The 19,621-nt window shown below is 71.3% G+C and carries 21 protein-coding genes, 1 tRNA gene and 1 other RNA gene; 12 read left to right on the top strand and 11 right to left on the bottom strand.

Translation table 11 applies throughout. The features are described 5' to 3' along the window. Both ACFXGI_RS10015 and ffs read right to left on the bottom strand, forming a co-directional pair. Positions 1-1,273: DNA polymerase III subunit gamma and tau (locus ACFXGI_RS10015; RefSeq protein WP_384704929.1), on the bottom strand; the 1,273-nt coding region annotated here is incomplete at its 3' end. Positions 1,274-1,339: 66 nt separating this feature from the next. Beyond that, positions 1,340-1,438: signal recognition particle sRNA small type (gene ffs / locus ACFXGI_RS10010), an RNA gene on the bottom strand. 154 nt (positions 1,439-1,592) lie between these two features. Between ffs and ACFXGI_RS10005 the strand changes: the two genes are divergently transcribed. From ACFXGI_RS10005 to ACFXGI_RS09995, 3 genes are all read left to right on the top strand, one after another. Then, positions 1,593-1,680, top strand: a tRNA-Ser gene (locus tag ACFXGI_RS10005). 251 nt (positions 1,681-1,931) lie between these two features. Further along, positions 1,932-2,147: a type II toxin-antitoxin system VapB family antitoxin gene (locus ACFXGI_RS10000; RefSeq protein ID WP_374778334.1), complete on the top strand. Its 216-nt coding sequence runs from the start codon at positions 1,932-1,934 to the stop codon at positions 2,145-2,147. After that, positions 2,144-2,566 (top strand): PIN domain nuclease, encoded by a 423-nt coding sequence (locus ACFXGI_RS09995; RefSeq protein WP_384704928.1) that lies wholly within the window; start codon positions 2,144-2,146, stop codon positions 2,564-2,566. Before ACFXGI_RS10000 ends, ACFXGI_RS09995 begins: the two co-directional genes overlap by 4 nt. A gap of 186 nt (positions 2,567-2,752) precedes the next feature. Here the strand turns inward: ACFXGI_RS09995 and ACFXGI_RS09990 are convergent, their stop codons facing one another. Further along, positions 2,753-3,214 (bottom strand): hypothetical protein, encoded by a 462-nt coding sequence (locus tag ACFXGI_RS09990; protein WP_384704927.1) that lies wholly within the window; start codon positions 3,212-3,214, stop codon positions 2,753-2,755. 112 nt (positions 3,215-3,326) lie between these two features. Here ACFXGI_RS09990 and sigJ point away from each other — a divergent pair, with 112 nt between their 5' ends. Beyond that, positions 3,327-4,259, top strand: a complete 933-nt coding sequence (sigJ, locus tag ACFXGI_RS09985; RefSeq protein ID WP_384704926.1) for an RNA polymerase sigma factor SigJ — start codon at positions 3,327-3,329, stop codon at positions 4,257-4,259. 10 nt (positions 4,260-4,269) lie between these two features. On the opposite strand, the gene ACFXGI_RS09980 is transcribed toward sigJ, so the two are convergent. Beyond that, complete coding sequence (locus ACFXGI_RS09980; RefSeq protein WP_384704925.1) at positions 4,270-4,782, bottom strand: PadR family transcriptional regulator; 513 nt, start codon at positions 4,780-4,782, stop codon at positions 4,270-4,272. 98 nt (positions 4,783-4,880) lie between these two features. Here ACFXGI_RS09980 and ACFXGI_RS09975 point away from each other — a divergent pair, with 98 nt between their 5' ends. Both ACFXGI_RS09975 and ACFXGI_RS09970 read left to right on the top strand, forming a co-directional pair. Beyond that, entirely contained in the window at positions 4,881-5,447 is a 567-nt protein-coding gene (locus ACFXGI_RS09975) for a hypothetical protein (protein ID WP_384704924.1), read from the top strand. 94 nt (positions 5,448-5,541) lie between these two features. Next, a complete protein-coding gene (locus ACFXGI_RS09970) occupies positions 5,542-5,946 on the top strand; it encodes a molybdopterin-binding protein (protein ID WP_384704923.1) in 405 nt (134 codons plus the stop codon). Positions 5,947-5,961: 15 nt separating this feature from the next. Here the strand turns inward: ACFXGI_RS09970 and ACFXGI_RS09965 are convergent, their stop codons facing one another. Continuing rightward, positions 5,962-7,422, bottom strand: a complete 1,461-nt coding sequence (locus tag ACFXGI_RS09965; protein WP_384704922.1) for a PucR family transcriptional regulator — start codon at positions 7,420-7,422, stop codon at positions 5,962-5,964. Positions 7,423-7,656: 234 nt separating this feature from the next. On the opposite strand from ACFXGI_RS09965, the gene ACFXGI_RS09960 reads away from it, so the two are divergent. From ACFXGI_RS09960 to ACFXGI_RS09950, 3 genes are all read left to right on the top strand, one after another. After that, positions 7,657-8,493 (top strand): FAD binding domain-containing protein, encoded by an 837-nt coding sequence (locus ACFXGI_RS09960; RefSeq protein WP_384704921.1) that lies wholly within the window; start codon positions 7,657-7,659, stop codon positions 8,491-8,493. Beyond that, positions 8,490-11,282: a molybdopterin-dependent oxidoreductase gene (locus ACFXGI_RS09955; RefSeq protein WP_384704920.1), complete on the top strand. Its 2,793-nt coding sequence runs from the start codon at positions 8,490-8,492 to the stop codon at positions 11,280-11,282. The genes ACFXGI_RS09960 and ACFXGI_RS09955 overlap by 4 nt, the downstream gene beginning before the upstream one ends. 80 nt (positions 11,283-11,362) lie before the next feature. Further along, positions 11,363-11,809, top strand: a complete 447-nt coding sequence (locus ACFXGI_RS09950; protein ID WP_384704919.1) for a molybdopterin-dependent oxidoreductase — start codon at positions 11,363-11,365, stop codon at positions 11,807-11,809. Positions 11,810-11,817: 8 nt separating this feature from the next. Here ACFXGI_RS09950 and ACFXGI_RS09945 read toward each other — a convergent pair whose 3' ends face one another. Then, positions 11,818-12,237, bottom strand: coding sequence for a molybdopterin-binding protein (locus tag ACFXGI_RS09945; RefSeq protein ID WP_384704918.1), 420 nt, complete (start codon positions 12,235-12,237; stop codon positions 11,818-11,820). A 413-nt stretch (positions 12,238-12,650) separates the two neighbouring features. On the opposite strand from ACFXGI_RS09945, the gene ACFXGI_RS09940 reads away from it, so the two are divergent. After that, complete coding sequence (locus ACFXGI_RS09940) at positions 12,651-13,076, top strand: hypothetical protein (RefSeq protein ID WP_384704917.1); 426 nt, start codon at positions 12,651-12,653, stop codon at positions 13,074-13,076. Here the strand turns inward: ACFXGI_RS09940 and ACFXGI_RS09935 are convergent. Together ACFXGI_RS09935 and ACFXGI_RS09930 are read right to left on the bottom strand one after the other, a co-directional pair. Continuing rightward, positions 13,063-13,314 carry a DUF397 domain-containing protein gene (locus tag ACFXGI_RS09935; protein ID WP_384704916.1) on the bottom strand — a complete coding sequence of 84 codons (252 nt, stop codon included), beginning with the start codon at positions 13,312-13,314 and terminating at the stop codon, positions 13,063-13,065. The two genes, ACFXGI_RS09940 and ACFXGI_RS09935, sit on opposite strands and share 14 nt — an antisense overlap. Further along, positions 13,311-14,174, bottom strand: a complete 864-nt coding sequence (locus ACFXGI_RS09930) for a helix-turn-helix domain-containing protein (RefSeq protein WP_384704915.1) — start codon at positions 14,172-14,174, stop codon at positions 13,311-13,313. Before ACFXGI_RS09930 ends, ACFXGI_RS09935 begins: the two co-directional genes overlap by 4 nt. 358 nt (positions 14,175-14,532) lie before the next feature. On the opposite strand from ACFXGI_RS09930, the gene ACFXGI_RS09925 reads away from it, so the two are divergent. Further along, positions 14,533-15,399, top strand: a complete 867-nt coding sequence (locus tag ACFXGI_RS09925) for a helix-turn-helix domain-containing protein (protein ID WP_384704914.1) — start codon at positions 14,533-14,535, stop codon at positions 15,397-15,399. Positions 15,400-15,425: 26 nt separating this feature from the next. Here the strand turns inward: ACFXGI_RS09925 and ACFXGI_RS09920 are convergent, their stop codons facing one another. Further along, positions 15,426-16,244 (bottom strand): VOC family protein, encoded by an 819-nt coding sequence (locus tag ACFXGI_RS09920; RefSeq protein WP_384704913.1) that lies wholly within the window; start codon positions 16,242-16,244, stop codon positions 15,426-15,428. A 105-nt stretch (positions 16,245-16,349) separates the two neighbouring features. On the opposite strand from ACFXGI_RS09920, the gene ACFXGI_RS09915 reads away from it, so the two are divergent. After that, complete coding sequence (locus ACFXGI_RS09915; RefSeq protein WP_384704912.1) at positions 16,350-16,943, top strand: HhH-GPD-type base excision DNA repair protein; 594 nt, start codon at positions 16,350-16,352, stop codon at positions 16,941-16,943. Here ACFXGI_RS09915 and opcA read toward each other — a convergent pair. Together opcA and ACFXGI_RS09905 are read right to left on the bottom strand one after the other, a co-directional pair. Further along, positions 16,940-17,872, bottom strand: coding sequence for a glucose-6-phosphate dehydrogenase assembly protein OpcA (gene opcA, locus ACFXGI_RS09910; protein ID WP_384704911.1), 933 nt, complete (start codon positions 17,870-17,872; stop codon positions 16,940-16,942). The two genes, ACFXGI_RS09915 and opcA, sit on opposite strands and share 4 nt — an antisense overlap. Positions 17,873-17,973: 101 nt before the next feature. After that, entirely contained in the window at positions 17,974-19,554 is a 1,581-nt protein-coding gene (locus ACFXGI_RS09905; RefSeq protein ID WP_384704910.1) for a helicase HerA-like domain-containing protein, read from the bottom strand. Positions 19,555-19,621: the final 67 nt, after the last annotated feature.

Genomic DNA, 19,621 nt, shown 5'->3' with positions numbered 1-19,621 from the left:
CGCCGGGCCCGGCCGGGGCCATGGCGTGGGCCTCGGGCCCGGGCACGTAGCCCATGGCGGGCCCGCCGGCCGGGGCGGCGGCCGTCCCGGCCCCGCCCGCGGCGCCGGGCGTGAACCCGCTCCGCTCCAGCCGGTCGAGCCGGGCCTGGAAGGACCGTTCGTCGTCGAAGGCGGCGGGCAGCAGCACCCGGGCGCAGATCAGCTCCAGCTGGAGCCGCGGCGAGGTGGCACCGCGCATCTCGGTGAGCCCGCTGTTGACCAGGTCGGCGGCGCGCGACAGCTCGGCGGCCCCGAAGACGGACGCCTGGGCCTGCATCCGCTCGACGACATCGGCGGGGGCGTCGATGAGCCCCTTCTCCCCGGCGTCCGGCACGGCGGCCAGGATCACCAGGTCCCGCAGCCGCTCCAGCAGGTCGGCGACGAACCGGCGCGGGTCGTTGCCGCCCTCGACCACCCGGTCGACGACCTCGAAGGCGGCCGCCCCGTCCCCGGAGGCGAAGGCCTCGACGACGGAGTCGAGCAGCGAGCCATCGGTGTACCCGAGCAGGGAGGTGGCCATGGCATACGTCACACCCTCCTCGGTGGCACCGGCGAGGAGCTGGTCCATGACGGACATGGAGTCACGCACGGAACCGGCGCCCGCCCGCACGACGAGCGGCAGCACGCCCTCCTCGACCTTGGCCCCCTCGCGCCCGCAGACCTCGCCCAGGTAGTCACGCAGCGTTCCGGGCGGCACGAGCCGGAACGGATAGTGGTGCGTACGGGACCGGATGGTCCCGATGACCTTCTCGGGCTCGGTCGTCGCGAAGATGAACTTGAGGTGCTCCGGCGGCTCCTCGACCACCTTCAGCAGGGCGTTGAAGCCCGCCGGGGTGACCATGTGCGCCTCGTCGATGATGTAGATCTTGTACCGGCTGGCCGCGGGCCCGAAGAAGGCCTTCTCCCGCAGGTCACGGGCGTCGTCCACGCCACCGTGGGAGGCCGCGTCGATCTCGATGACGTCGATCGAGCCCGGCCCGTTGCGCGCCAGGTCCTTGCAGGACTGGCACTCGCCGCAGGGCTCGGGAGTGGGGCCCTGCTCGCAGTTCAGGCAGCGCGCCAGGATGCGCGCGCTGGTGGTCTTGCCACAGCCTCGCGGACCACTGAACAGGTACGCGTGATTGACCCGGTTGTTCCGCAGGGCCTGCATCAGGGGGACGGTGACATGCTCCTGCCCGATGACCTCGGCGAACGACTCGGGGCGGTAGCGGCGGTACAGCGCAAGGGACGACACGTCTACGAGGTTATCCGGGCCCACCGACAAAGACGTCCCGCCGACGGCCCCGCAGGCCGCCCCGGAACGCAAAGCGCCCCCCACGCACCCGCCAGAGCCCACTTACCCTTGCTGCCTTCCGGCCCTGGGGGAGTTGGGTGAGATAGCGCCACGTGAGGGGCTGGGCCCCACCCTAGCGGATGAAAGCCCCCGGAATCGACCCTGCCCCCGACCGGAACCCGACGAGGACCCGACCGGGAACCCGCCCAGGTCGCCCCTCGGATCCCCCGCCGGCGATCACGTTCGCGAGCACCCCTCAACGTCTTGTATTGTTTGCGGCGGAGGATTCGCCTAGTGGCCTAGGGCGCACGCTTGGAAAGCGTGTTGGGGGCAACCCCTCACGAGTTCGAATCTCGTATCCTCCGCCAGTGCCTCACCGGGCACTTGAAGGCCCCGACCGGGAAACCGGCCGGGGCCTTCTGCGTTCCCCGCCATCGCGCCCCGCCTCGGCAACTGCCGGACGCGGCACCTCCTCGCCCTGTTCATCACCATGCTCGCCACACCAAAGATCGAAGTCAGCAGCTTGCATGCCGCACTTTGTGATCTTCGGAAGAGCCCCACCGTAGACACCATGCCGGATATACTCTATGGGTCAGTTGATATCACAGGAGGTGTCCGGATGAGTCGCACAGTGATCGACCTTGACGACGAGCTGCTGGCCGACGTGGCTCAGGCGCTCGGGACGAGCACCAAGAAGGAGACGGTCAACACCGCCTTGCGTGAAGTGTTGGAGAACCGCCGGCGCGCGCTCGCGCTCACTCGGCTGCGGGCCACCGCCGGAGAGGGCGCGTTCGATCTGGGCCTCTTCGAGGACAAGAGGAACTACCGAAGGTGAGCGCGGCACAGTTCCTGATCGACACCAGCGCACTCGCGCGGTTCCTGCACGGCGACGCCGAACAGTACGGCTGGGATCAGGCGGCTGCGGCTGGTCTCATCGCAACCTGCCCGATCACCGAGCTGGAGTTCTTCTACGGTGCCCGGTCCGCCGCAGACCGCGCGCGCGGCATCGATGACATGCGGTTGCTGTTCGGCTGGGTGCCCGTCGACGACCGGGCGTACGACCGCGCCTGGCAGGTCCAGGAGCTACTGACCCAGCGCGGACAGCACCGCAGTGCGGGCGCTGTGGACCTCGTCGTTGCCGCCACCGCGGAACTGCAGGGGCTGACCCTCCTGCACCGCGACCACGATTTCGAGTGCATCGCGGCTGTCACCGGCCAAGCCGTGCAGTGGTACGGCCCGGAGGCCGGCAAGTAAGCCCATGCCTGGTCTCAGTTCTGGTCTCGTTCGCGGGTGTACAGCACCGTTCGGCGAGTCTGTAGCCGCTACCTTCGCCACGGGTCGGGACGCCCGCGACCGTCGCCGAACCCCCCGAGGAACATCTGGAAAGCGTGTGGGGGGCAACCCCTCACGAGTTCGAGTCTCGTATCCTCCGCCGGTGCCTCACCGGGCACGTTGCCGAAGGGCCCCACCGCTTGCGGTGGGGCCCTTCGACGCTCCCCGGGCCAGTGCGAGCACGCTCAGGCCGAACATCAGGACGCCCAGCGGTACATGGAGCGCCGGTATGTGCGCGATGCCCAGCACCACCTGCGCCGAGGCGAGGGCCAGGAAGCCGGACGCGTACAGGACGGGGCGGGGACTTCCGCCGCCCGGGCGCCACGCCAGGATCGCGGCGATCACGTACAGCATCGATGCGCCGTACATCACACGTGCTCCGGCCCCGTGCAGTGTCTCGCCGTAGGACGTGGACAGCAGCAGTCCGGCGGTGACCGCCTGGAAGAAGACGGCCAGGGTCTGCAGGGCGATCGAGACCCGCAGGAACGTGCGGGTGCGCCGGACTGCGGTTGCCCCGCCCTCGATCGTCCCTGCCTCGGTCGCGCGGTCTGCGGTGGTCCGGGTGGCCATGGTGCGTCCCCTCTTCTGCCTCACGGCGGTGGCTCGGTACTGTCTCGACAGTCCGACGAAGCGGGCCCGCGAAATGTGAGGCGGCCGAGAGAAACAGGGAGCGTTCGCTGCCGTGAGCACCTCCGAACCGGACCCGCGAGCGATCTTCGGCGAGCGGCGCCGCCTGATCGCCCTCGCCTACCGGCTGCTGGGTTCGGCGGCCGAGGCCGAGGACGCCGTACAGGAGGCCTACGCCCGCTGGTACGCGATGTCGCCGCGGCAGCAGGAAGCCGTCGAGGCACCCGGCGCCTGGCTGACGACGGTGGCCGGACGGATCTGTCTGGACCTGCTCGGATCCGCGCGGGTCCGGCGCGAGCGCTACGTCGGCGCGTGGCTCCCCGAGCCGCTGCCCGACCGTACGGAGTGGACGGGCGGGCCGGCGGACCCCGCCGAGCGGGTCGCCCTGCACGAGTCGGTGAACATGGCCTTCCTCGTCGTACTGGAGTCGATGACCCCGGCCGAACGCGTGGCGTTCGTCCTGCACGACGTCTTCCGGTACCCCTTCGCCGAGATCGCCGGGATCATCGCCAGGTCACCGGCCGCCTGCCGGCAGCTGGCGGCCTCGGCCCGCCGCCGCGTCCGCACGGCGCACGCCCCGGCGACCACGACCACGACCGCCGCCACGACCACGACCACGACCGCCGGGCAGGCCGATCTCGTGCGGCACTTCAAGGAGGCCTGGGAGGCCCGGGACATCAAGGCCCTCGTCGGCCTCCTCGACCCCGACGCCACGATGGTCGCCGACGGCGGCGGACTGGTCGGCGCCGCGCTCCGCCCGGTCGAGGGCGGCGAGCGCATCGCCCAGTACCTGATCCACATGGCTGCCAAGGCCCCCGGGCTGACGCTCCTGGAGCGGACGGTCAACGGCCGGCCGGGCCTGGTGGCCCGGTACGCCGGCACCACCGTGACCGTGGCCGCGTTCGGCCTCGCCGCCGACCGCGTCACGCACATCTGGGCGGTCCGCAACCCGGAGAAGCTCCGTGCGTGGAACCGGGACACCCCTTGAGGGGTGATCCCTAGCGGATCTGGCCTGCCGCCCACTCGGCCCACTCCCGGCGCATGGCGTTGAACCGCAGGCCGTACTCCAGGGCGATCCTGCCGTGGACCGAGAGCGGATCGTCTCCCCAGTCGATGGACTCCTCCAGCTGCCGCAGGCCCTCGTACTCCTGCTCGGACATCTGCGTCAGCTCGGTGAGATAGCCCCGCGCCTGCTCGGGCGTGAGCACGCCGAGGAAGAAGACCCGCAGCAGGATGTCGCTGCGGGTGTTGCGCTGCGGCTTGGTCCCGGTCAGCCAGTGACGCAGTTCGGCCAGCCCCTCGTCGGTGAGGGTGTACTCCTTGCGCCCGCGCGGGCCCTCCGCCGAGACGCTGATCATCCCGGCGTCGGCGAGCTTGGACAGCTCTGTGTACATCTGGCTCTGGGTGGCGGGCCAGACGTTGGCCAGCGAGGTCTCGAAGCGCTTGAGCAGGTCGTATCCGCTGGCCGGGCGCTCTGACAGGAGTCCGAGAAGGGCGTGTCGAAGGCTCATGGCCCTCACCTTACATTCCATCCTTGACATGTCAGTTGTGGAACATCTACTTTTGACATGTCAGAACAGGAACGTCAGTCATCAGCCGGGGGTCTCCGATGTCGTACGTACGCACCTTCCTTCCGTGGATCGTCTTCGCGGTGCTTCCGTCCGGCCAGTGGCAGTGGGCCGCGCTCGCCGGTCTCGTCGCGGCGGTGGCGGTGACCGTCCAGCAGCGGCGGACCGGGGCCGGCTTCGACGCACTGATCATCGAGATCGGCTCCGCGGTCTTCTTCGCGGCGCTGACGGCCATCGCCTTCGCCGACCCCCACTCGGGCGTGCACGACTACTCGGCAGCCCTCTCCTCGGCCACGCTGGCCCTCATCGCCGGGGTCTCGCTGCTCGTGGGCAGGCCGTTCACCCTGGGCATCGCCAAGCGCACCACCCCCCGCGAGGTCTGGGGTCTGCGGCCGTTCATCCGGACCAACGCCGTCATCACCGGTGTGTGGACCGCGGCCTTCGCCCTGACGGCCGGCGCGCTCGCCGCCCTCGCCCACGCCGGCCACGGCCACTCGATGCCCGCCACGCTCGTCCAGGCCGCCGGGTTCGCCGTCCCGATGCTCTTCACCGTCCGCTACGTCGCCGCCGCGCAGGCCAAGGCCCAGCCCGAGGCCGGCGCGCGCTGATCCCCCCCGCTCCCCTGCTCCCCTGCTCCACCGCTCCCCCTGCACCCCCTGCTCCCCAACGCGGCGCCTGCCGACGGGGGGGTAGGGTGCGGGCGTGTCGTCGTACTCCATCGGGCAGGCCGCCGGACTGCTGGGCGTGAGCGCCGAAACCGTCCGCCGCTGGGCCGACGGCGGGCGGCTGCCGGTGCGCCGCGCCGCCGACGGGGGGCGGTCCTTCGACGGGGTGGCGCTCGCCGCCTTCGCCAAGGCCCGGGCCGGTGAGCCTCGGCCCCAGCCGCCCGCGGGCAACGGAACGGCCACCTCCGTACGGAACTCCTTCGTCGGGATCGTCACCGCGGTACGGGTCGACGACGTGGCCGCCCAGGTGGAGATCCAGTCGGGCCCCCACCGCGTGGTGTCCGTGGTGACGCGCGAGTCGGTCGAGGAGCTCGGGATCGCGGTCGGGGTCTGCGTCACCGCACGGGTGAAGTCGACCGAGGTGTACGTCGACGTCCCATGACGCCGGCGCGCGCCGTCAGGCGCAGCGCAGCGCCGCGTAGAGGTCCAACTTGTGCTCCAGCCGGGACAGGTCACGGCCCGTCAGGGACTCCACCCGCTCGATCCGGTAGTGCACCGTGTTGACGTGCAGGTGCAGCGCCTCGGCCGTACGCGTCCACGAGCAGTTGTTGGCCAGGAACACCTCCAGCGTCTCGCGCAGCATCCCGTCCCCGAGCGCCCCGAGCGTCCGCGTCGCGTAGACCGACCGGACCTCCCCCGGGACCCCCGACAACAGGGCGGACAGGGTGTCCAGTTGCTCCACCGCGCGGACCGGGGCGGTCTCGTCCGCCGCCGTCAGGGCGAAGCGGGCCTGCCTCATCGACGCGCGTAGTGCCTCGGCGCCCGCCGCCCGCGCACCCGCGCCGAGCCGCAGACCGGCCTCCGGGCCGCCGCATGCCTGGACCAGCGGCCAGACCGGGCGGAGCAGGCCCGGGACGTCGACCGCCGCGTCCTGGTCCTCGTACAGGACCGCGACCGAGCGCCCCACCGCGTACGGGACGTCCCGCAGGTGGGCCAGCGCCTCGGCCAGGGCGTCGCCGTCCGTCGCCGTGAGCACCCGGTACGGGCCTCCCGCCGGGAGTCCGGCCGCGGCCAGCGCCTCCTCCAGGGCCCCCGGATCCGTGACCGGCTCCTCCGCTTCGAGGAGTACGGCCAGCTCCCGGCCGGCGTCCCGGACCGCGTCGGCGCGGCGGGCCCGGCCGTCGCGGTACTGGGCGAAGACCTCGGCGATCTCGTGGAGCACGCGCGGGGGCGCGGCGTCCGCGTCCGGCATGTGCAGCATCCAGGCGTCGTACGGGGTGCTCTCGGACTCGATGCGCAGCGAGAGCCCCTCGCGCAGCGCGCCGCCGCCCGCCCGCTGGGACAGTATCGCGGGCGCCGAGGGGGTGCGGGCGACGGTGCGGCCGCTGGCGGTGAGCAGGTAGCAGGCGACCTTGCCCAGGTGCGCGCAGGCCCGGTCCAGCAGTTCGGCGGGTCCCGCGCCGCCTTCGAGGAGGCGGCTGAGCTCGGCGCGCACGTTCTCGGGGAGCGCGAAGAGCCGGTTCGGGCGGCGGCTCAGATCGCCCCACTGGCGCAGGTAGACCGCCTCGGTGACCGCGCGGAAGCTGGTCTGCGCGGGCACGGCCACGAGCGGCACCCGGTGGGCCCGGCAGGCGGCCACCAGTTCGTCGGGGACCCGGCCGTGGGTCTCCTCGCCGGCGAGGAGGGCGGTGGCCCCGGCCTCGGCGAGCGCGGAGACGAAGCGGTCCGCCTTCACCAGGTCGCCCTCGCTCCACCACACCAGGCCGCTGAGCACGAGCTCGCCGGGGCCCAGGAAACGGCGCGGGTCCTCCAGGTCGGTGGCGGTGACCCCGCTGACCTCCTGGCCGAGAAGGGCGTCCTCGCCCCAGAGCAGGGTGAGGCCGAGGTTGTCGGACTGAAGCAGGTCGAGGACGTGCATGCGGGGCTCCTTGCGGCGGGTGGCAGCCCACATTCGCGAGGTGAATACGAGGAACTCCATCGTAAATGCAAGGGCAAGACCTCGGTCAGCCTCTTGGTTGATCATCCAGGGCGGGCCGTCCCGAGTCCAGCGGTTTCCGTGCTCGGCCACAGTCGTGCCGGGCCCGCCCCCGTTGCTTCACTGACTGGAAACGCCCGGTTCCCCGGGTGTCCCGAGTGGAGGGGGTGGCTCACCTTGGATCTCAACACCGTGCTCGACGTGCGCGACGCACGCCGCCGCGAACCCTGGCGCCCCGGCGACGCCTGGCTCGGCGGCGGGACGTACCTCTTCTCCGAGCCCCAGCCCCACATCCGCCGCCTGGTCGACCTCTCGCGCATGGGCTGGCCGCCCCTGTCCTGGCAGCCCGACGGCGCGCTCGACATCGCCGCCACCTGCACCATCACCGAGCTGTCCCGGTTCGGCCGGTCCCTGCCGGCGACCGCGGCGCCGCTGATCGAGCAGTGCTGCCGGGCCTTCCTCGCCAGCTTCAAGATCTGGAACATGGCCACCGTCGGCGGGAACCTCTGCAACGGCCTCCCGGCCGGCCCGGTCATCTCCCTGGCCGCGGGCCTCGACGCCACCGTCCTCCTCCAGGGCCAGGACGGCGCCACCCGCCGCCTGCCCGTCACCGACTTCATCCGCGGCGCCGGGGTCAAGGACCTGCGCGAGGGCGACCTGCTGCGCTCCGTCCGCGTCCCGGCCCGCTCGCTGACCTGCCGTACGGCCTTCCGGCAGGCCTCCCTCTACGGGCTCGGCCGCTCGGGCGCCCTCGTCGTCGGCACCCGCGACCCCCAGGACGGCTCCTTCACCGTCACGGTCACCGCCGCCACCACCCGCCCCTTCCGCTTCTGGTTCGCGCTGCCGCCCGCCGCCGCCGAACTGCGCGGGGCGATCGACACCGCCGTCCGGCCGGACGAGTGGTTCGACGACATCCACGGGCTGCCCGACTGGCGGCGCCACATGGCCCTGCGCCTGGCCGAGGAGATCCGCCGCGAACTCACGACGGCGTCGCCGCAGGAGGTTTCCCGATGAGCTACGAGATCGAGATCAACAAGGAGCGCTTCGACACCGAGCCGCGCGCCGGCCAGTGCCTGCGCACCTACCTGCGCGAGCGCGGCTGGTTCGGCGTGAAGAAGGGCTGCGACCAGGGCGACTGCGGTGCCTGCACCGTGCACGTCGACGGGCAGCCGGTGCACAGCTGCCTCTACCCGGCCGTCCGGGCCGAGGGCCGCTCCGTGACCACGGTCGAGGGTCTCGCCGAGCCCGGCGGGGAACTCCACCCGGCGCAGCAGCAGTTCCTCGACGCGCAGGGCTTCCAGTGCGGCTTCTGCACGGCCGGCTTCCTGATGACCACCGCCGCCCTCCAGGCCGAGGAGGGCACCGCCCACGACGACGGCAAGCTCCAGGACCTCCCGCGCGCCTTCAAGGGCAACATCTGCCGCTGTACGGGCTACCGCGCCATCGAGGACGCCGTACGCGGGGTGAAGCACACCGAAACCCCGGAACAGGGTGCAGCCGTCGGCAAGAGTCTCGGCGCCCCCGCCGGTCCCCTCGTCGTCACCGGCACCGCCCGCTACACCTTCGACGTCGAGGTGCCCGGGCTGCTCCACATGAAGCTGCTGCGCTCCCCGCACCCACACGCCCGCATCGTCGACATCGACATCAGGGACGCGCTCCAGGTCCCGGGCGTGCACGCCGTCCTCACCCACCACGACGCCCCCGACCGCCTGTACTCGTCCGCCCGGCACGAGCACCCGACCGAGGACCCGATGGACACCCGGGTCCTGGACGACGTGGTCCGCTTCGTCGGTCAGCGCGTGGCGGCCGTCGTCGCCGACAGCGAGCAGGCCGCCGAGGAGGGCTGCCGCCGCGTGGTGGTCACGTACGAGGAGCTCCCGTACGTGATCGACCCGGAGGAGGCCATGCTTCCGGGCGCGCCCGTCATCCACCCCAAGGGCCCGGAGTCGGGGATCTTCCGCGCCGAGAACAACGTGTGCGGCGAGGTCCACAACACGATCGGCGACATGGAGAAGGGGTACGCGGAGGCGGACGTCGTCTACGAGGAGACCTTTCAGACCCAGCGCGTCCAGCACGCCAGCCTGGAGACCCACGGCAGCGTCGCGTACTTCGAACCCAAGGAGGAGGGCGAGGGCGAGCGCATCACCGTCCGCTCCTCCACCCAGGCGCCCTTCCTGACCCGGCGGGCGCTGTGCGCCCTCTACGACCTCGGTGAGGACGAGGTCCGCGTCGTCGCGGGCCGCGTGGGCGGCGGGTTCGGTGGCAAGCAGGAGATGCTCACCGAGGACATCGTGGTCCTCGCCGCCCTGAAGCTGCGCCGGCCGGTGAAACTCGAATTCACCCGCGCCGAGCAGTTCTACGGTGCCACCACCCGCCACCCCTTCAAGATCACCATCAAGATCGGCGCCAAGAAGGACGGCACCCTCACCGCCCTGCGCATCCGCGTGCTCTCCAACACCGGCGCCTACGGCAACCACGGCCCGGCGGTCATGTTCCACAGCGTCGGCGAGTCCTTCGCCGTCTACAAGGCGCCCAACAAGGAGGTGGAGGCGTACTCCGTCTACACCAACGGCGTGCCCGCCGGCGCCTTCCGCGGCTACGGCCTGGGCCAGGTCCTCTTCGCCCTCGAATCGGTGATGGACGAGCTCGCCGTCAGGCTCGGCATGGACCCGCTCGTCCTGCGCGAGAAGAACGTCATCGGCGCCGGCGACCACTTGGTGACCCCGATCGGCCACGAAGAGGACCTGTTCATCGCCTCCTACGGGATGAAGCAGTGCATGGACGTGGTCCGGCGGGCCATCGCCGAGGACCGCAGCCACAAGGACGTCCCCGAGGGCTGGCTCACCGGGACGGGTTCGGCGGTCGCGATGATCGCGACCGGCCCGCCGGGCGGCCACTTCGCCGACGCCCGCGTCAGCCTGCTGCGCGACGGTACGTACGACATCGCGGTCGGCACGGCGGAGTTCGGCAACGGCACGACCACCGTCCACAAGCAGATCACCGCGGGCGCGCTGAACACGACGGTGGACCGGATCGCCGTGCGCCAGTCCGACACGGACGTGGTCCGCCACGACACCGGCGCGTTCGGCTCGGCCGGCACGGTGGTGGCGGGCAAGGCCGTGATGCTGGCGGCCAACTCCCTCGCCGAGCGCCTGCTGACCTTCGCGGCCCGGCACACGGGCGTGGCCCGGCACCTGTGCAAGCTGTCGGCCGAGTCCTTCGACTGCGCGGGCCGGACCGTCACGCTGAAGGAGCTGTACGAGGCCGCGTACGACAAGGGCAAGCTGGAGGAGATGGCCGCGGACGGCCACTGGGGCGGCTCCCCCCGCTCGGTGGCCTTCAACGCGCAGTGGTTCCGTCTCGCCGTGGACCCGGACACGGGGGAGATGAAGATCCTCCGGTCCGTCCACGCGGCGGACGCGGGCAAGGTCATGAACCCGATGCAGTGCCGCGGCCAGGTGGAGGGCGGCGTCGCCCAGGCGCTGGGCGCGACGCTGTTCGAGACGGTACGGGTGGACGAGCGCGGGGAGGTGACCACGGCCGCGTTCCGCCGCTACCGGCTCCCGCAGTACGCGGACGTCCCGCGTACGGAGGTGCACTTCATGGAGACCTCGGACGCGATCGGCCCGCTCGGCGCGAAGTCGATGAGCGAGAGCCCCTTCAACCCGGTGGCCCCGGCGTTCGCGAACGCGCTGCGGGACGCGACCGGGGTGCGGTTCACGGAGATGCCGGTGACACGCGACATCGTCTGGCGGAAGATGAACCGGAGGTTGCAGGACCTGCAAGGGCAGAACACACGATGAAGCCACATCTGCGGGTTGTATCAAGCCATCAACCTTGCAGATGAGGTTCCGGAATGACAGGCCCCGGGCACAATCGCCCCATGGCCAAACTCATGCTGCACGGAGATCTGGACCACCCGGCGACCCTGAGCGTCGCGGACCTGCGGGACTGGGTACAGCACCGGGCCGCGGTCACGTTCGACTGCGCGACGAACGGTCCGCAGCACCATGTCTTCGAAGGCGCCCTGCTGCGTGACGTGGTCGCGGACGCCGGGCCGTCCTTCGACGCGCGGCGGCGCAAGGACCGCAGCCGCTTCCTGCTGGCGGTCAGCGGCGGGGACGGGCACCACACCGTCCTGTCCTGGGCCGAGCTCGACGTCGACTTCGGCGACAGCCCGGTGCTGCTGGCGACCCGCCTCGACGGGGAGGACCTCGACGAGGCGGGCGCACAGCTGGTGGTCCCGACGGACCGGTGCGGGGCGCGCTACGTCAGCGCCGTCACGCACGTGTGGTTCGGCTCGCTGTCGCCGCCGAACCTGGGGCTCTGACCGGGGACTCAGGCGGTCGCGAGCGAGATCTCGGTGGACTTGATCAGCGCGACGACGGAGGACCCGGCGGCCAGGCCGAGCTCCTCGACGGCGTCCTTGGTGATGGCGGCGGTCAGCCCGCCGCCGTTCACGTCCACCTTGACCGAGGCCATGGCGCCACCGGTGGCGATGTCGGAGACGGTTCCGGCCAGCTGGTTGCGGATGCTGATGCCCTCGACGGAGCCGGTGGCCAGCGCCACCTCCGTGGCCTTGACGAGCGCCTTCACCGCGGAACCCTCGGCGATGCCCAGATCCTTGACGGCGTCGGCGGTGATGGCGGCGGTGATGTCCTGGCCGCCTTCCAGACGGACCTTGACCGTGGCCATGGCCTCGCCGGTGGTGACGGCGGTGACGGTTCCGGCGATCTGGTTGCGGATGCTCAGGCTCATGGGGTGTTCGACCTCTTCGGTAGTGACCTCGCGCGGCCCGGGGGAGCCGCGCAAGATCGACGGTACGAGCGATCACGCCGGCGTGCGTTCGACCCATCTCATCCGCCACCCGGAACCACCCGGGCGGCTCGCCTCTGCGCTTTCGTGCACGCGCCCGGGTCAACTGCCGCCCGTACCGCCCGGCCTTCGCGTGCCCGGTCGGCCGGGGCGAGCGGTGGCGCTCAGGCCGCCAGGGGTACGGTCAGGGCCGGGTGCCACCGGGGGACGGGCCGGTGCACCGGTCTTTCCCGGAGAAGCGGATGATGCGACGAATTCCAGCAACAGGACACTCCGGCCGGGCACGTCGTACGGGACGTGCCGCCACGGTCGTCTTCGCTTCGCTGCTGGCGCTGTCCGTGGGGTGTTCGAACATCATGGAGCTCCCCTACACGCCGGAGCGGATGGATCCCGACCCCGCGCGTGCGAAGACGAGGGAGGTCTCCGCCCGCCTGCTGGAGCTGGCCGGGATCAAGGGCAAGGTCACCGAGCCCGGCATGGGCATGAGCGTCGTGGTCTGCGACGAGTACGGCCAAGACCTGTACGCCCTGGAGCACCGCTGGTCGGTGGGCGGCATGACGAGTGACCAGTACGACGCCGGCATGCAGAACCTGCGGAAGGCGCTGGGCGGGAACGGCTGGAAGATCAGTAAGGACAGCCCCGAGATCCAGGCCTCGAACGAGACCGAACACTTCTCGGTGACGGTCACCGCCCGCACGGAGGCGTTGGAGCCGACGCTCGACTTCTCCGTCAGCTCCCGCTGCTACCGCGCGGCCTCCCACACCGCCGTCAACAAGGCCTGACGTCGCGCGCGTACGAGACGAAGCCGGCCCAGGCCTGCGGCGTGAGCGCCAGCTGGGGCCCGTCGAGCACCTTGGAATCCCGCACGCGGACGGCTTCGGGGCAGGCCGCCACCTCGACGCAGGAGTCGCCTTCGCTGCCATCGCTGTAGCTGCTCTTGACCCACGCCACCTCGACGCAGGAGTCGCCTTCAGGGCCGCTGCTGTAGCTGCTCTTGAACCATTCCAGCTCGTGGATCATGTCTCTCCCAGCATGTGCTCGATGAACGCCCGGGACTCCCGAGGCGAGAGAGCTTGGGCTCGGATCATCCCATACCGCAGCTCAAGGATCTGGAGCTGTTTCGGGTGGGAGACCGGCCTCCCGTTGAAGGCTCCTTCGGAGCGCCCTACCGCTGTGCCGTCGCCGAATTTCAGCAGCTCGATCCCGCCGTCCAGTCCGGCGTGAGACTCACAGTCGATCGTCACGACTTGCAGCTCGACATTGCGCAACTGAGCTACTACCAGCAGTCGTTCGAGCTGCTCCCGCCATACCATTGTGCCCCCGATCCGGCGGCGCAGCGTCGCCTCCTCCTGGACAAGACTGATGGCCGGGCCGGGGTCCCGCTCGAAGACAGAACGTCGAGCCATCCGGGCCGCGAGAAACCGCTCCACCTCACTCCGCGAGTAGGCGGGCTTCCGCGCCTCGAACAAGGTCCGCGCGTAGTGGTCCGTCTGAAGCAAGCCGTGGATGTTGTGAATGCTGTAGGCCCCTATTTCGACGGCCTTTCCCTCCATCCTCGCCAGCTCCCGAACCTTCTTCGGGTACCGAACCCGCCCCAGGTCCTCCCGCATGGCCCGGATCAGGCCCCCGGCCTTCAACGCCTCGTCGACCTTGTCCAAATACTCCGGCTTGGCGATCCGCTTGCCGCCCTCGACCTTGTAGATCAGGGCCTCGCCGTACTGGATCGCCGCCGCCAGGTCGCCGACCCGCATCCCCAGCGCTTCCCTCCGCGCCCGCATCTGCCGGCCGAGGGCCGCGACCACCGCCGCACCCTGTTCGTCCTCGGGGTCCACGGACCAGCTGTGCTCTTCCGTGCCGTCACCGTCCACGTCCACGCCCATGCGCACCCACCTCCTCAACGCGCCTTACCCGTCACTCGCGTTGAGGCAGTCTCGACAGCTTTGGACAAAGTCGTGGACGTTCGTGCGAGCCGCCCCCGCGGGCGGGTCGCGCCCGGGCGCGACCCGGTGCGGCACGACGCTTTGTCTTTGGAAGAACCAAGAGAAAGAAACTCCTGCCCAACCCCTCCAGCCTCCCCGGAGCAGCGCTCACTCACACGGGTGAAAGATCCCAACTCGGCTGGATTTCATACCGGTTGCCTGGCATATGCTCGCCGCGACTACTCCGGACACAAGGCAGCCCCCGCCGGGACTCGCAATCCCGACGAGGGCCTGACCACGAGAAGGATCCAACTTCCCGATGGCTTTCCAGCACTCTAACGCGCCCTCGCGGGCCGCGTACGGCGTTCAACACGACAGCGTCCGGCAGACCCGCAATTTCACCGTGGTCAGCAACGACCTGATCCGGCATCCGCACTTGTCGATGAACGCGCGGGCCCTCGCCTCGTACATCCAGTCCGTGCCCCGCGGCACCCCGGTCGGCATCAAAGCCCTGGCCAGGCAGCTGCCCCTCGGCGAGAAGGCGATCGGCAAGGCGCTGGGCGAGCTGGAGGCGTACGGGTACCTGCGGCGGCTCCAGGAGAAGCTCCCGGACGGGCGGATCGTCACCCGTACGGTGTTCTGCAACGCCCCGAAGGCCGTCACCCTGCCGGAGCCGAAGCCCGAACCGGCGCCCCGACCGGCACCGGAACCGAGGCCCGAACCGGCGCCCGTACCGCCGCCCGCACCCGCACCGGACTCCGGCCCGCCGCCCCCGGCGGCGTCCCTCCCGTTGCCCCGCAACCCGCACAACCCGGCCCGCAGGCGGCTGGCCGAGGAGCTCCTCGCCGAACTCCGCCGGGCCGACCCCCGCCTGCTCCTCGGCGAACGGGACGTCCAGCGCCTCGCGGGCGGCGTCGAGGCCTGGCTGGAACGCGGGGCCACCCATCAAGCGGTGACCGGCGCCCTCACGGCGAACCTCCCGGAGCACCCCCGCAACCCGCCCGGCCTGATCGCCCACCGGCTGACCGCCCAGCTCCCGCCCGACCTGACCCCGCTCCCCCGCAGAGCCCCCTTCGTTCCGCCGGACCCCTTCCAGAGCTGCGAGAAGTGCGACCTCGCCTTCCGCGCACCCGCCCCCGGCACCTGCCCCGGATGCACGCGGACGGGGCCACCCGTCGAGAGGTGACCCCGCCCGGCCCCGGAGGGGGACGGCTACGCGTCCGACATCTTCGGCATCTCGCCCGTCGTCTTCGACATGTCGATCACCGCGAAGGCCGCGCCCTGCTGGTCCGTCAGCGCCGCGAAGCGGCCGAAGGGGCTGTCCATCGGGCCGAAGTGGAGGGCGCCGCCGTGCTTCTTGGCCTTGGCCACGGCCTCGTCGCAGTCCGGGACCCCGAAGTAGACCTGGACGTACGGGGGAATCTCCGGCGGGAACTCGTCGCCCATCTTCATCCGGCCGAGGACCGGGTTCTCCTTGCCGCCGACGCTGTAGATCCTGAAGTCCATCCCGGCCATCTCGGGGTCGTCGCCGGGCTCCATCGTCTGGGCCTCGTACGGGAAGACCTGCGAGAGGAACCCGTCCGCCTTGGCCGGGTCACGGGTGAAGACCTCCGCCCAGGAGTACGCGCCCGGCTCGCCGATCTTCTCGAAGCCCTTGTGCTCGCCCGGCTGCCAGACGCCGAAGACCGCGCCGCTCGGCTCCTTCGCGATGGCCATCGTGCCGAAGGTGCCGACCTGCATCGGCTCCATCATCAGCTGGCCGCCGGCCGACTTGATCTTCTCGGCGGTGGCCGCCGCGTCGGGCGAGGCGAAGTACAGACACCACTGCGACGGGGCGTCGGCGCCCGGCATGGGCGGCACGACGGCCGCCACCGCCTTGCCGTCGGAGTAGGCCTGCGTGTAGTTGCCGTACTCGCTGGACGACTCGCCGAAGGTCCAGCCCAGCACGTCGGAGTAGAAGGTCTTGGCCCCCTCCACGTCCTTGAACATCGCGTCCACCCAGCACGGAGCGCCTTCCGGGAACTCAGCCATGATCGATCGACTCCTGTGTCGTTTCGTCGGTTTTGCGCGGTTCTCACGCTAGGCCCGCGGTGCGCCGACCGCGCGGGGAGGGCGGCCAGGCGGGAGGCTGGATCCATGGACATCACGATGCGGCTGGCCCAGCAGCCGGAGGCCGACGAGCTCCTCGGCCGCAGCCCGCTCGCCGCGCTCGTCGGCATGCTGCTCGACCAGCAGGTTCCGATGGAGTGGGCGTTCTCGGGCCCGTACACGATCGCCCGGCGGATGGGGGCGGACGACCTGGACGCCCACGCCATCGCCGCCGCCGACCCCGAGGCCTTCGCCGCGCTGCTCTCCGAGAAGCCGGCCGTGCACCGCTACCCCGGGTCGATGGCGAAGCGGGTGCAGCAGCTGTGCGCGTACCTGGTGGAGCACTACGACGGGGACGCCGAGGCCGTCTGGCGTGGCGTGGCCACCGGGCAGGAGCTGCTGAAGCGGCTCAGGGAACTGCCCGGCTTCGGCGAGCAGAAGGCCCAGATCTTCCTGGCGCTGCTGGGCAAGCAGCTCGGCGTGCGCCCCAAGGGCTGGCGCGAGGCCGCCGGCGGCTACGGCCCGGCGAACGTCTACCGCTCGGCGGCGGACATCACCGGGCCGGAGTCCCTGGCGAAGGTGCGGGCGCACAAACAGGAGATGAAGGCGGCGGCCAAGGCCGCCAAGGCGGAGAAGGGCTAAAGCGAAGCCAGGGCTTGGGCGGGGCGCGCCCGCAGCGCCGACGCGTAGACCTCGTCCGCGTCCAGGCGCCGCAGCTCCTCCGAGATCAGCTCGGCCATGCTGCGGATCTTCAGGGCCACCGTGCGGTCGGGGCTGCCCGGCAGGATCAGCGTGGCCAGCGCCCCGTCGGGACGGTCCACCGTGATCTCGCCCTCCCTGGTGGCCAGCCGGACCCGGGTGATCACGGGCCCGTCCGTGGCGACCCGCTCCACCGGAACCCCGAGCCGGTCCCCCAGCCAGCGCGCCAGCAGCTCGGCGCTCGGGTTGTCGGCCTCGCTCTCCACCGCCGCGCCCGTCACCGGCAGCGGCTTCTGGTCCACCGCGGCGGCCAGCAGCGCCCGCCACGGCGTGAGCCGGGTCCAGGAGAGGTCGGTGTCCCCGGGGGCGTACGAGGCGGCCCGCCGGTCCAGTTCCGCCACCGGGTCGGCGGTGGCCTCCGCGTCCGTGATCCGGCGCTGCGCGAGCGCGCCGAGCGGATCCCGCGCCGTGTCGGCGGGGGCGTCGGCCGGCCACCACGCCACCACCGGCGCGTCCGGCACCAGCAGCGGGAGGACGACCGAGCCCGCCTGCTCGTTGAGCGCCCCGTGCAGGCGCAGCAGCACGATCTCCCCGGTCCCGGCGTCCGAGCCGACGCGCAGCTCGGCGTCCAGGCGGGTCTGGCGGAGCTTGTGCGAGCCGCGCGAGGTGCGCTTGATCACCACGATGATGCGGCAGGGGTGTTCGCGCGCGGCCTCCGAGGCCGCGCGGACGGCGTCGTACGCGTTCTCCTCGTCGGTCGCTATGACGAGCGTCAGCACCAGGCCCATCGTCGGGCTGCCGACGGCCCGGCGGGCATCGAGCAGGGCCCGGTCGATCTTGCTGGACGTGGTGTCGGTGAGTTCGGTCCGCATGGGCCGAAGTCTGTCAGCGCCGGGGCCCCCGGCGGCACCCCGGCGGGGGATCCGGCCGCCGGAATCCGTCACGTATCAAGCGGTGGCGGCCGGTGGGGGCTTCATCTGCGCCGCTTCGCCGTCCCGAAGATCGAGCGCGAGATCTCCCGCCCCAGCTGGGTCCCGATCGAGCGGGCCAGCGAGCGGAACAGCCCGCTCCCGACCACCTGCTGGGCGAGCGAGGGATCCGGCTTCGGCGCGCTGCGCGTCGCCTTGGCCGCCTCCTTGGCCTGCTTCCCGGCCTCCGCCTCGGCGGCGGCCGCCTCCGCCGCCGCTTCGGCCGCGGCCTGCTCGGCGCTGATCTTCTCGTACGCCGACTCCCGGTCGACCGGCTCCGCGTACCGCGAGTAGAGGAGCGAGGACTTCACCGCCGCGTCGAGGGCCGCCGCGTCGATCGGGCCCATCAGCGACTGCGGGGCGCGCAGCCGGGTCGCCGCCACGGGGGTCGGGGCGCCCTTCTCGCTGAGTACGGTGATCACCGCCTCGCCCGTCCCGAGCTGGGTCAGCAGCTCCTCCAGGTCGTACGCGGAGTTCGGGAAGGTCTTCACGGTGGCCTTCAGCGCCTTCGCGTCGTCGGGGGTGAAGGCGCGCAGCGCGTGCTGCACCCGGTTGCCGAGCTGTGCGAGCACGTCCGCCGGCACGTCCTTGGGGGTCTGCGTCACGAAGAAGACGCCGATGCCCTTCGATCGGATCAGCCGCACGGTCTGGGTGATGGACTCCAGGAAGGCCTTCGAGGCGCCGTTGAAGAGCAGATGGGCCTCGTCGAAGAAGAAGACGAGCTTCGGCCGCTCCAGGTCCCCGACTTCCGGCAGGTCGGTGTAGAGGTCGGCCAGCAGCCACATCAGGAAGGTGGAGAAGAGCTGCGGCTTGTCCTGGACCGCCGGGAGTTCCAGTACGGAGACCAGACCGCGCCCGTCGGCGGCGGTCCGCAGGAATTCAGCGGTGTCGAATTCCGGCTCGCCGAAGAACTCCGAGGCGCCCTGCTGCTCGAAGGCGGTCAGGGCGCGCAGGATCACCCCGGCCGTCACCGCGGACAGCCCGCCGATGCCCTTGAGCTCGGCTTTCCCCTGGTCGGAGACGAGGAAGGCGACGACGGCCCGCAGGTCCTTGAGGTCGATCAGCTCCAGTCCCTTGGTGTCGGCATAGTGGAAGATCAGGCCGAGCGACTGCTCCTGGGTCTGGTTGAGCCGGAGCACCTTCGACATCAGCACCGGGCCGAAACTCGTCACGGTGGCCCGGAGCGGAATGCCCGGTCCGATCCCGCCCAGCGAATAGAACTCGCTCGGGAATCCGGCGGCCTCCCACGGCCGGCCGACTTCCTTCGCCCGTTCCGCGATCTTGTCGTTGGCCGTGCCCGGCACCGAAATCCCCGACACGTCGCCCTTGATGTCGGCGAGGAACACCGGAACGCCGCCCGCCGACAGCTGCTCGGCGATGAGCTGGAGGGTCTTCGTCTTGCCGGTGCCGGTGGCGCCCGCGACCAGGCCGTGGCGGTTGAGCATCGACAGCGGGATGCGGATCTGCCGGTCCGGCAGGCAGGCCCCGTCCCAGAGCAGGGCACCCAGTTCGAGCGCGGGTCCGGTGAAGGCGTACCCGGCGGCGATCTGGTCGGCCGGGGACGCGGGGTCGGTGCTCTCGCTCATACATCACTCCCGAAATAGCCCTGCCTGCCACTTTTGCACCGGCTTGGCAAGGCTGCGCCCGCAGGCA

Source organism: Streptomyces sp. NPDC059355 (assembly GCF_042752335.1).
Lineage (GTDB): Bacteria > Actinomycetota > Actinomycetes > Streptomycetales > Streptomycetaceae > Streptomyces.
The sequence above is the reverse complement of the archived record's forward strand: the minus strand, read 5'-3'. Positions and strand labels throughout refer to the sequence as shown.

Coding starts and splice junctions, on each gene's coding strand:
- ACFXGI_RS09925 (WP_384704914.1), top strand. CDS start 14,533: ATGGCTTTCCAGCACTCTAACGCGCCCTCGCGGGCCGCGTACGGCGTT.
- ACFXGI_RS09935 (WP_384704916.1), bottom strand. CDS start 13,314: ATGATCCACGAGCTGGAATGGTTCAAGAGCAGCTACAGCAGCGGCCCT.
- ACFXGI_RS09980 (WP_384704925.1), bottom strand. CDS start 4,782: ATGAGCCTTCGACACGCCCTTCTCGGACTCCTGTCAGAGCGCCCGGCC.
- opcA (WP_384704911.1), bottom strand. CDS start 17,872: ATGCGGACCGAACTCACCGACACCACGTCCAGCAAGATCGACCGGGCC.
- ACFXGI_RS09950 (WP_384704919.1), top strand. CDS start 11,363: ATGGCCAAACTCATGCTGCACGGAGATCTGGACCACCCGGCGACCCTG.
- ACFXGI_RS09975 (WP_384704924.1), top strand. CDS start 4,881: ATGTCGTACGTACGCACCTTCCTTCCGTGGATCGTCTTCGCGGTGCTT.
- ACFXGI_RS09990 (WP_384704927.1), bottom strand. CDS start 3,214: ATGGCCACCCGGACCACCGCAGACCGCGCGACCGAGGCAGGGACGATC.
- ACFXGI_RS10000 (WP_374778334.1), top strand. CDS start 1,932: ATGAGTCGCACAGTGATCGACCTTGACGACGAGCTGCTGGCCGACGTG.
- ACFXGI_RS09905 (WP_384704910.1), bottom strand. CDS start 19,554: ATGAGCGAGAGCACCGACCCCGCGTCCCCGGCCGACCAGATCGCCGCC.
- ACFXGI_RS09945 (WP_384704918.1), bottom strand. CDS start 12,237: ATGAGCCTGAGCATCCGCAACCAGATCGCCGGAACCGTCACCGCCGTC.
- ACFXGI_RS09965 (WP_384704922.1), bottom strand. CDS start 7,422: ATGCACGTCCTCGACCTGCTTCAGTCCGACAACCTCGGCCTCACCCTG.
- ACFXGI_RS09940 (WP_384704917.1), top strand. CDS start 12,651: ATGGAGCTCCCCTACACGCCGGAGCGGATGGATCCCGACCCCGCGCGT.
- ACFXGI_RS09915 (WP_384704912.1), top strand. CDS start 16,350: ATGGACATCACGATGCGGCTGGCCCAGCAGCCGGAGGCCGACGAGCTC.
- ACFXGI_RS09955 (WP_384704920.1), top strand. CDS start 8,490: ATGAGCTACGAGATCGAGATCAACAAGGAGCGCTTCGACACCGAGCCG.
- ACFXGI_RS09920 (WP_384704913.1), bottom strand. CDS start 16,244: ATGGCTGAGTTCCCGGAAGGCGCTCCGTGCTGGGTGGACGCGATGTTC.
- ACFXGI_RS09930 (WP_384704915.1), bottom strand. CDS start 14,174: ATGGGCGTGGACGTGGACGGTGACGGCACGGAAGAGCACAGCTGGTCC.